This window comes from Flavobacterium sp. I-STPP5a, assembly GCF_009764685.1.
In the GTDB taxonomy this organism is placed as follows: domain Bacteria; phylum Bacteroidota; class Bacteroidia; order Flavobacteriales; family Flavobacteriaceae; genus Flavobacterium.
Genome location: NZ_VHLM01000043.1, coordinates 1 through 10,586, shown reverse-complemented (window position 1 = coordinate 10,586; position 10,586 = coordinate 1). Strand labels below are relative to the sequence as shown.

8 protein-coding genes, 1 tRNA gene and 1 pseudogene are annotated in these 10,586 nt (G+C 34.1%); 2 read left to right on the top strand and 8 right to left on the bottom strand.

Annotation, left to right across the window (positions count from 1 at the left end; genetic code table 11):
* Both FJV36_RS08040 and FJV36_RS08035 read right to left on the bottom strand, forming a co-directional pair.
* A pseudogene (locus FJV36_RS08040) lies at nt 1-200 on the bottom strand (IS5/IS1182 family transposase); the annotation flags it as partial.
* A 175-nt stretch (nt 201-375) separates the two neighbouring features.
* The gene (locus tag FJV36_RS08035) at nt 376-1,170 is read right to left on the bottom strand and encodes a DUF2797 domain-containing protein (RefSeq protein WP_158730546.1); all 795 of its coding nucleotides are present in this window, start codon (nt 1,168-1,170) and stop codon (nt 376-378) included.
* A 95-nt stretch (nt 1,171-1,265) separates the two neighbouring features.
* On the opposite strand from FJV36_RS08035, the gene FJV36_RS08030 reads away from it, so the two are divergent.
* Both FJV36_RS08030 and FJV36_RS08025 read left to right on the top strand, forming a co-directional pair.
* The gene (locus FJV36_RS08030) at nt 1,266-2,795 is read left to right on the top strand and encodes a GH3 auxin-responsive promoter family protein (RefSeq protein WP_158730547.1); all 1,530 of its coding nucleotides are present in this window, start codon (nt 1,266-1,268) and stop codon (nt 2,793-2,795) included.
* 191 nt (nt 2,796-2,986) lie between these two features.
* Nucleotides 2,987-3,658 (top strand): response regulator transcription factor, encoded by a 672-nt coding sequence (locus FJV36_RS08025; protein ID WP_158730548.1) that lies wholly within the window; start codon nt 2,987-2,989, stop codon nt 3,656-3,658.
* A gap of 456 nt (nt 3,659-4,114) precedes the next feature.
* Here the strand turns inward: FJV36_RS08025 and serB are convergent, their stop codons facing one another.
* The 6 genes from serB to FJV36_RS16575 all read right to left on the bottom strand — a co-directional run bounded on the left by serB (nt 4,115) and on the right by FJV36_RS16575 (nt 10,212).
* Nucleotides 4,115-5,350 carry a phosphoserine phosphatase SerB gene (gene serB, locus FJV36_RS08020; RefSeq protein ID WP_158730549.1) on the bottom strand — a complete coding sequence of 412 codons (1,236 nt, stop codon included), beginning with the start codon at nt 5,348-5,350 and terminating at the stop codon, nt 4,115-4,117.
* A gap of 158 nt (nt 5,351-5,508) precedes the next feature.
* Nucleotides 5,509-6,741: an ATP-dependent Clp protease ATP-binding subunit ClpX gene (gene clpX, locus FJV36_RS08015; RefSeq protein ID WP_158730550.1), complete on the bottom strand. Its 1,233-nt coding sequence runs from the start codon at nt 6,739-6,741 to the stop codon at nt 5,509-5,511.
* A 77-nt stretch (nt 6,742-6,818) separates the two neighbouring features.
* Nucleotides 6,819-7,493, bottom strand: coding sequence for an ATP-dependent Clp endopeptidase proteolytic subunit ClpP (clpP, locus tag FJV36_RS08010; RefSeq protein ID WP_026707631.1), 675 nt, complete (start codon nt 7,491-7,493; stop codon nt 6,819-6,821).
* Nucleotides 7,494-7,904: 411 nt separating this feature from the next.
* Nucleotides 7,905-9,230 carry a trigger factor gene (locus FJV36_RS08005; protein WP_158730551.1) on the bottom strand — a complete coding sequence of 442 codons (1,326 nt, stop codon included), beginning with the start codon at nt 9,228-9,230 and terminating at the stop codon, nt 7,905-7,907.
* Nucleotides 9,231-9,542: 312 nt separating this feature from the next.
* Nucleotides 9,543-9,614: transfer RNA gene (locus tag FJV36_RS08000), tRNA-Glu, on the bottom strand.
* A 463-nt stretch (nt 9,615-10,077) separates the two neighbouring features.
* Nucleotides 10,078-10,212 (bottom strand): hypothetical protein, encoded by a 135-nt coding sequence (locus tag FJV36_RS16575; protein ID WP_255470360.1) that lies wholly within the window; start codon nt 10,210-10,212, stop codon nt 10,078-10,080.
* Between the last annotated feature and the right edge of the window lie 374 nt (nt 10,213-10,586).

Here is a 10,586-nt window from a genome sequence, read left to right as displayed (position 1 = left end):
AGAAGCAAATACTTGAACATACGAACGGGGCTTTCTGCCATACGTCCATTATTGGTGCAGTACTTATTTAATAATTCATCATAAATGAAGGAAAAATCTATTAAATCATTGATTTTCCTCAGAATGTTATTCTTTGGAATAATTAAATCATATAAAGAAGAATGTTCACTGAACTGTATTGATTGCTGTTGTACTAACATCTAAAAGCTCTTATAATTACAGCTAAATATACCAAAAAAGGAGTAGAAATACTAAGCTTTCTACTCCTTTTATTTATCAATTTATTCGAAAAAAGACTTTTTCAGTGCCCTCGAACAGCCTGACCTTTTTTTAAAATTTTTTCAATTTTAAAAAAAGGATACGCCCTAGAACTTTTTATACTGCAAGAGATACTACATACCCCTCTGAACCACGGATGTTAAATACGGTACCGTTTTCAAAAAGCAAATACTGCCCTTTTATCCCGGTAAGCTTTCCTTTAAATTGTGGTGTTTTGTCCAAGCTTAAACTGTTTACTTTAGCGGGATAGTCTAGAACGGGATAATGCATTTCATACAAATCATTTTTTTGAGCATGAAAATATTCCTGAACCTCATTTGGAATTAGATTTTCAACTTTTAAACGTTCTGCAACTAAGTCAATTTGCTCTACATTGTTAGTGAGCATTTTTCGCCAATTGGTTTTATCAGCATAATGGTTTTTGAGTGCTACCTCGGTAATTCCAGCTAGATATCTATTAGGCACTTCTACAATTGAAATGGCTTGATTGGCACCTTGATCTATCCATCGGGTTGGGACTTGTGTTTTACGAGTCACACCTACTTTTACTTCGCTAGATAAGGCTAGGTAAACAATATGCGGTTGCAATTGCACTTTTTGTTCATAGGCTAAATCCCGGTCTTGAATCCCAAGATGCGCCGTACTTAACTCGGGTTTCATAATCCAATCGCCCACGGCTGGGCTAGAATAAAAACAATCGTAACAAAAACCTTGACGGAATATTTTTTTCTTTTTGCCACAATTTAAACATTGATAGCCTACAAAATTGATTTCTAGCTCTTTATTTAGTAACTGATTCACGTTCAAAAAACTATCTTCAAAAACCAAGTAATATTGAATGGGATTACCCAATTCCGTTTGCATTTTTGCAAGTACACCTTCGTAAGTCATGCGCTTTAAAGTTTCGGGTTTAACACAAGTTGTTAAACAAATTTTGTTATTTTTGGTAAAGTTATCATTCGTAATTCATAATTCATAATTTAAAAATGCCGCTAACCATAATCAATTCGTTTGCTTCTTGGGTTCTTAAACAAAGGATTCATCAAATCGAACTTTTCTTGAAATACCCTAATGAAGTTCAGGAAGAATTGCTTATGCACTTGATACAATCCTCAAAGAATACAGTTGTTGGCAAAGAATATGAGTTTGCATCTATACAAACCTACGCCACGTTTGCAGAACGAGTTCCTATATCTAGCTACGAAGAATTACAACCCCTTATTGAACGAACTCGCCAAGGAGAACAAAATGTTTTTTGGGAAACACCCATAAAGTGGTTTGCTAAATCAAGCGGCACCACAAATGCTAAGAGTAAATTTATTCCTGTAAGTAACGAAGCATTAGAAGATTGTCATTACAAAGGCAGCAAAGATTTACTTTGCTTGTACTTGAACAACAATGAAGACTCGGAACTGTTTGTGGGGAAAAGTTTGCGTTTAGGTGGCAGTTCCCAAATTTACGAAGATAAGAATACCTTTTTTGGAGATTTATCGGCAATTTTAATTGAGAACATGCCTATTTGGGCAGAGTTTAGCAGCACGCCAAGCAGCAAAACTTCCTTGATGAGCGAATGGGAGACCAAGATTGCTGCCATTATCAACGAAACTAAAAACGAAAATGTAACTAGTTTTGCAGGTGTTCCTTCCTGGATGCTGGTATTAATGAATAAAATGCTAGAGGAAACTGGCAAAGGCAATTTACTAGAACTTTGGCCCAACTTAGAAGTTTATTTTCATGGTGGTGTCAATTTTGAACCGTACCGAGAGCAGTACCAAAAAATACTTCCTAAAAAAGATTTTAAATACTACGAAATATACAATGCCTCCGAAGGTTTTTTTGCTATTCAAGATTTAAATTACTCTAGTGATTTGTTGTTGATGTTGGACTACGGGATTTTTTATGAGTTCATTCCGATGGATACTTTTGGTACGCCAAACCAAAAAGCAATTCGACTAGCAGATGTAGAATTATTTAAAAACTACGCCATTGTCATTACTACCAACTCTGGTTTGTGGCGCTACATGATAGGTGATACGGTGCGTTTTACCTCTTTAAATCCTTACAGAATTAGAGTTACAGGCAGAACCAAACATCATATCAATGTTTTTGGGGAAGAATTAATGGTTGAAAACACAGATCAGGCTATTGCCAAAGCCTGCAAAATCACCCAAACCGAAGTGGTTGACTATACTGTGGCACCTATTTTTATGGAAGGCAAAGAGAAAGGCGCTCACGAATGGATGATTGAGTTTAAAGACAACCCTACTGATGTATTGCAATTCCAGAAAGTATTGGATGAATCCATACAAGCTCTCAACTCTGACTACGAAGCCAAACGTTACAACAACATGACTTTAAACCCATTGGTAATCAATGTAGCTCGTAAAAATTTATTTTACGACTGGTTAAAAGACCGAGACAAACTAGGCGGGCAACACAAAATACCAAGATTATCAAACCAAAGAGACTATCTAGAGCAATTGAAGGAGTTGCAGTTTCAAAATAAATATATGTGATCGAAATGAAATCGGATTGTATAAATTAAATAAAAGTTCTATTCCCTAATGAATATTATAGTAGCAATTTTAACAAAATCTAACTTCAAGATGACATCTCAATGAATAAGAAATCAAAAAGTATTTTAAATATCTATTTGAACGCAAAATACATTATTCTATATTAGCGTTTTAAAATGCTATTACTTGAAATGAAAACACATAACCTTCTTCTTGTAGACGATCATCCTATTACTATTGATGCCTATATCAATATATTATCCCGACTTGAAAACGCTACTATTCCAAAACATTTTACTACCGCATTTTCATGTCAAGAAGCATACAACAAAATAAGGGATAGGAATCATTCTCAGCTAACATTAGACGTAGCTTTTTTAGACATTAGTTTACCTCCTTATGAAGACAGAAACATTCAAAACGGTATTGATTTAGGAATTCTTATCAGACAGTACTTTCCTAAATGTAAAATCATTTTATTAACAATGCATAGTGAACCTCTCCTCTTACACAATGCAATTGAAAGAATAAATCCCGAAGGTTTTATATTAAAGAATGACATTAACGCACAATCCCTGATGACCGCTTATCAAGAAATAGTCGTTGGGCAAAAATTTTACAGCACTACCATTCACAAAGTGTTACGCCAAGACATTATAAAAAAACTTGATTTTGATTCCATTGATTGTGAAATATTGGCCTTACTATCCCGCGGCATAAGGACTAAAGACATGACAGAACAACTTGAACTGTCCTTGAGCACTATTGAAAAAAGGAAGTCAAATATTAAAATCCAGCTTTTAGTTGATAAAGGAACCGATAAAGATATCATAGACGAAGCAAAAAAAATAGGGATCCTCTAATCCAAAAAACCGTAAAATTTTAACATAAAAACCGTAAAATTAATCCAAAATCTTACATTAGATTTGCAACGTAGAAGTTTAAAAAAACAGAATGCCCCCAATTTTCTGTTCTATTAAGCGTTTGTTAAAAATTGAAAGCACTAGATTGATTTTACGCTAATCATACTAATCTGACGAAGGACCTACTACTTCTTTTAGGATTTATGCTGAGAGTAATGGCTGTTATTTTTATTGAATTATAAACACTAAAAATCATATTCTAGTGCTATCAACCAATTTATTGAGATGATTTATCCATCTTAATTTGAAATAGGGAAACTGTTATCAGTTAGCTATTTCGCACATCTATCGGTTCTATTTTTTGATTTATAACCATCACAAAATACATCATAGATTTTTTTTTGAGTTAAGCACTCGTGCATAACGAGTGCTTTTTTTTTGAGATTCTCTAGCAGATTAATGCTCCATCATATCAATGTGCCTATCATGATATCCTAATAGGTATAAAACACCATCAAGACCTAAACTTGAAATAGAACTTTCGGCTTTTTCTTTCACAGTTGGTTTTGCATGAAAAGCAATTCCAAGTCCTGCGAGGTTTAGCATAGGTAAATCATTGGCACCATCACCCACTGCAATAGTTTGATTGATATGAATACCTTCTTTATCAGCAATGGCTTGTAGGTATTCGGCTTTCTTTTTACCGTCAACAATCTCACCTATGTAATTACCTGTTAACTTACCGTCTTTTATTTCTAGTTCGTTTGCATGAACATAATCAATTCCCAATTCTTTTTGCAAATAGTTCCCAAAAAAGGTAAAACCTCCAGAAAGAATAGCAGTTTTGTATCCGTAATATTTTAAGGCCTTCATTAATCTATGGGCGCCTTTTGTGATAGGTAAATTCTCGGCTACAGTTTGCAGCACTTCTTCACTCAAACCCTCTAACAAAGCCATTCGCTTCTTAAAGCTTTCGCTAAAATCAATTTCTCCATTCATTGCAGCCTCGGTAATTGCTTTAACTTGCTCGCCTACTCCAGCAAGTTCTGCAAGCTCATCAATAACTTCAGTTTGAATTAAGGTCGAATCCATATCAAAACATACTAGACGCCTATTTCTGCGATACATATTGTCCTCTTGAAACGATATATCCACATCTAGCGTTCTCGAAATTTCCATAAAACTGGCGGTTATAAAAGACTTATCAACGATTGTTCCCGTTACCGAAAGCTGAATGCAAGCACGAGGGAATTCTTCTTTTTCAATAATAGAAACACGTCCTGTCAATCTCTTAATAGCATCAATATTCAAGTTTTGATTGGATAAAATCTGGGTCACTGCAGCAATCTGTACCGCAGTTAATGTTTCCCCTAAAATATTGATTGTATAGCGTTGTTTTCGTTGTCCTTTGACCCAAATCTCATAATCAGCAATAGATATAGGAATAAATTTTACTTTAACCCCCAATTCATAAGCTTTGAATAACAAATCTTTTAAAACCGGTCCTGATGTTGATCCGGCTTGAATTTCAAATAATATACCCAAGGATAGCGTATCATGAATATCAGCTTGACCAATATCTAAAATAATAGCATTGTAATTGGCTAAAATTGATGTTAAACCAGCAGTTACTCCAGGCTTATCTTGTCCTGAAACTTTCAATAATATAACCTCTTTGTCCTCTACTTTCATGTGACATAATTAAATTGTACTAACAAAAATCGATATTCTAAAGTTGATATTAAATAAATAGATGTGATTTTTTAAAACAATAACAAATACTGTAAAAACTGCATAAAAAAACCTGTTTAAATTAATAAACAGGTTTGTAATTTTAAGAAAACTGCAATTTAAGAAGCTATTTCCAAACGCTTCAATAAGTTTTTATTCAAGGTTTCCTCAGCGTATTCTTGATTTATTTCAAGTACTTTGTTATCTGAACTTGGTAATTCATACATGGCATCGGTTAGGATTGCCTCGCATAAAGAACGTAAACCACGTGCACCTAATTTGTACTCTAAGGCTTTATCAACAATAAAATCTAAAGCTTCATCTGTAATGGTAAATACTACCTCATCCATTAAAAACAACTTTTCATATTGTTTGATTAACGCATTTTTGGGCTCTGTTAAAATAGAACGTAATGTTGCTCTATCCAAAGGATCCATGTGTGTCAAAACTGGTAAACGACCAATGATCTCCGGAATCAATCCAAAATCTTTGATATCCTTAGGGATAATGTATTGCAACAAATTGTCTTTATCAATATTGTCTACATTTTTTGAAGTCGAATACCCCACGGCTTGACGATTCAATCGTTTCGAAATAATTCTTTCGATTCCATCAAAAGCACCACCAGCAATAAACAAGATATTTTGAGTATTTACTTCAACAAATTTTTGATCTGGGTGTTTACGTCCTCCTTTTGGTGGGACATTCACAACGGTTCCTTCTAGTAATTTTAGTAAGGCTTGCTGCACTCCTTCACCAGATACATCTCTTGTTATAGATGGATTGTCACTCTTACGAGCAATTTTATCAATCTCATCAATGAATACAATTCCGCGTTCTGCTTTGGCCACATCATAATCAGCAGCTTGTAACAAACGTGTTAAAATACTTTCTACATCTTCACCTACATAACCTGCCTCTGTCAATACCGTAGCATCTACAATAGCTAAAGGAACGTCAAGCATTTTTGCAATGGTTTTAGCTACTAATGTTTTTCCGGTTCCGGTTTGCCCAACCATGATGATGTTACTTTTTTCAATCTCTACCTCATCGTCTTGTTGCTGTTGCATCAAACGTTTGTAGTGATTGTAAACTGCCACAGACATCACCTTTTTAGTCTGGTCCTGCCCAATAACATATTGATCTAGGAAAGCTCTAATTTCTTTTGGTTTTTGCAAAACTAAATCTCCTACTAGTTTAGAACTACCAGTTGTTTTTAATTCTTCAAGAACAATTCCGTGCGCTTGCTCGATGCATTTATCACAAATGTGTGCATCAATACCCGCTATTAATAAATTAGTTTCTGGCTTTTTCCTTCCACAAAACGAACATTCTAATTTTTCTTTCGCCATATTTTTTGTTTCAAGTTTAAAGTTTCAAGTTTAAAGTTTCCATAATAACTTTAAACTTGAAACCTGAAACCATTTTTTTATCCTCTTCTCAACACTTCGTCAATCATACCGTATTCTTTTGCTTCATCAGCTTTCATCCAGTAATCGCGCTCACTATCTGCATGCACTTTATCGAAAGTTTGTCCGGAGTGATGTGAGATGATGTTGTATAATTCGTCTTTTAATTTCAACATTTCTCTCAAGTTGATTTCCATATCAGTAGCTACACCTTGTGCTCCACCTGATGGCTGGTGAATCATTACTCTTGAATGTGGCAATGCCGAACGTTTTCCTTCAGCTCCTGCACATAATAAAACTGCTCCCATTGAGGCAGCCATACCTGTACAAATTGTAGCAACGTCAGGCTTGATGTATTGCATGGTGTCATAAATTCCTAAACCTGCATATACACTTCCTCCTGGAGAGTTCAAGTAAATTTGAATATCCTTAGAAGCGTCTGCGCTTTCTAGAAATAATAACTGAGCCTGAACGATGTTTGCAATTTGATCATCGATTCCTGTTCCTAGAAAGATAATTCTATCCATCATTAATCTTGAGAAAACGTCAAGTTGCGAAATGTTTAACTGGCGTTCTTCAATAATATAAGGAGTCATATTAGTAGGATTCATTGCCGCAACGATTTTATCGTAATACATGGCATTTACTCCTTGGTGCTTTGTAGCAAATTTTTTAAATTCTTTACCGTAGTTCATGTGTATGTGTTCTAAGTTGTACTTTATCTCTAGTTCTATAATCAGTATTGCAAAGGTCGTTCCGCTTTACAGATCGTGTCAATATGTCTTGCTTTTTAGCCCAGATAGTAGTGGAAAGCTTTTTGAAAGCTGTTTTTTGATTTTATAATTAGGGCAAAGCGACCAAAGGAAGCTCTTGCAATAATTGTATAAAATCTAAACAGATAAAAAAACTTGCAACGAAAAGCTGGATTAGCTCCTACTTGCTAAAATAACAAAAGAGCGTCAAAAAAAATTTTTCTGACGCTCAAATATAGGTAATTTTTATTGTTTTACATTTGTAATAAAATCTTAAAATTTGAAACAAAAAACGAAATTATTTTCCATTTTTTTAACTTTTGACTTTATGACATTTGACTTTACGACTAGAATTTATTCTCCGTAAGATGCAGCAATAAACTCTTCGTAAGTAACCTCTTTAGTAGTTGGGTTTGCTTTTTCTTTGAATAATTCTAATAATTTTTCAGCAACAACTTGATCAGAAAGTCTTTTTACTTCGTCTTGATTTGACAAAACTCTTGCTACAATTCCTTGCACTTCTGCGTCGGTAGGATTTGTTTGTCCGAATTGTGCCATTTGCTGACGGATATTTTTTGTAGTAAATGTTTTTAAGTCTTCAAAAGTGATTTTGATGTCAGATTGTGCCATAGCTCTACCTTCGATCAATTGAAAACGCAATCCTTTTTCAGAACGTGCATATTCAACCTCAGCTTCTTCTGGAGTTAATTTTTTCTCACCAACAGTTTGCAACCATTTTTTCAAGAACTCAGCTGGTAAATCAAACTTAGTACTTTCAATTAAGAACTCCGTTACATCACCTAATAATTTTTGATCTGCTTGAGCAGCAAATTGGCTTTCAGCATCTTCTTTGATTTTACCTTTCAATTCTTCAAGTGAAGAGATTGTTCCAGCACCAAACAATTTATCAAATAAGTCTTGGTTTAATTCTGCTAACTCAGCCGTATTGATCGCTTCGATAGTGAAGTTTACATCCACCTCTAAACCGTGAACATCGTCGTGAGCCACTTTCATGACGTCCATTAACTGGTGGTCGTCTTCAAACAAACCTTTAGTATTTACAGTCACTACATCACCTACTTTTTTACCTATGAATAAATCAAAAGTTGCTTTGTCTTTAAAAAGATCCGCAGCAATTGTAGTAGCGTTATTAATTCCTTTTTCTTCGTTAGAGAATGTTCCAGTTACATCAGCTCCTTCAATAACAGCCTCTTGTGGAATTGCAGTTCCAAATTGTTTTTGGATTCTTTCTACTTGACCATCAATAAGTTTATCATCAGCAGTAACTACATATTTTACGATGTCGTTTTTAGCTTCTAAATCCAATTCGAAATTAGGAACCAAACCGATTTCATATTCGAAAGTCAATTCTTCAGCACTCCAATCAAAGTTTTCATTCACTTTAGGAAGTGGAGTTCCAAGAAGGTTCAATCTCTCAGACTGTACGAAACGCTCAAGTGCTAAATCAACCACTTTCTGAACTTCTTCTTGTTTAATAGCTTTACCGTATTGTTTTTCAACAAGGTCTTTTGGCACAGCACCTTTTCTAAAACCTTTAACAGTTGCCAAAGGCATTTTTTCGTTTATTCTTTTTGCTACTTGACCTTTATAATCCATATGAACAACTGTCATTACAATTGTTTCATTTACAGCGTCTATTGCTACTCTTTTAATATCCATCTTCTTCTTTAATTTATATTATAAATTCGGAATGCAAAATTATAAAATTTTTACAAGCCAACCAAGTATTTTATCAAGACCCTTTTAGTCGCATTCCATCTTAAAAATAGATTATTTCCTTAATACAAATTCTTGAAGTGATTATTCTTTTACCTTTTTATTACCAGCTTAAGGTATCTATTTACATATTTCGGACACTATCCAATTCTAGAACCGCATGGGGTTTTATCAAATAAAAAAAAGCCTCGATAAAATCGAGGCTTTTAGTTTGTGCGTGAATTATTGACCTAATACATCAAAATTGAAAGTTTGTAGCCCGTAGCGGAATCGAACCGCTCTTACATGGATGAAAACCATGCGTCCTAACCGATAGACGAACGGGCCTGCTTTTATTTCGGGTGCAAAAATAAGAACTATTTTGGAAAATCCAAAAATAATATTGCTTTTTTTTTATAAAAAAGAAAGTTAACCTTAAAAAATACTTACAATCAATTGATTTTAAAGATTTTAAATTTTCAATAAATCTGCTAAAAAATAAACTTTAAATAGAAACAGAAACTAGATTTGATTTTTTATCCAAAAAGAAAATTAAAAAACATTCACCAAGTAAAAACATAATCCAGCTCACTAATGAATTAACTGAATTACGCCACTTTGTTTTACTTTAAAATATTAAAAAATTATACTTCCGGTTAAGATAAACACCATTAGGAGTCGTTCCTAAAATCGCACTATACAAATCATATCGGTAAGCCACTTCAATTCTTGCTTGACTGTTTATGATAAACTGCACCGACGGCACTACATCTACATGTGGTAGTTGCACCCTGACTCCATTTGTTTTTTTCTAAATAGATTGCCCTAATCGAATTCCTAAAGATCCAGCGGGAACATTACTTGCAGCATCCGTTACAACAAAAAGCTCTTGAGCATTTATACCCGCTACAAACAGTAGTAATACCGCACTAAATAACTTTATCACAAAACTATTTTAACGTGATAATCTTCTTCATTGTCAAGCACATAAGTTGGGACTTTTGAAAATGTTTTTTGCATTTTTTTAAATTCCTTCTGCGTTAAATACCCTTTATCATAGACTTTTATCTTCGTGCCTGCTGTACTATTTTTCCAATTCTCATCAAGAATAACATAATTTGACTCTTTCTTTTTGAGATCATCTGGCGAGAGTACCACCTCTAGCGAACCTATAAAAAACCCTGCTTTTTCAAGAGGGCACTGAAAAAGTCTTTTTTCGAATAAATTGATAAATAAAAGGAGTAGAAAGCTTAGTATTTCTACTCCTTTTTTGGTATATTTAGCTGTAATTATAAGAGCTTTTAGATGTTAGTACAACAG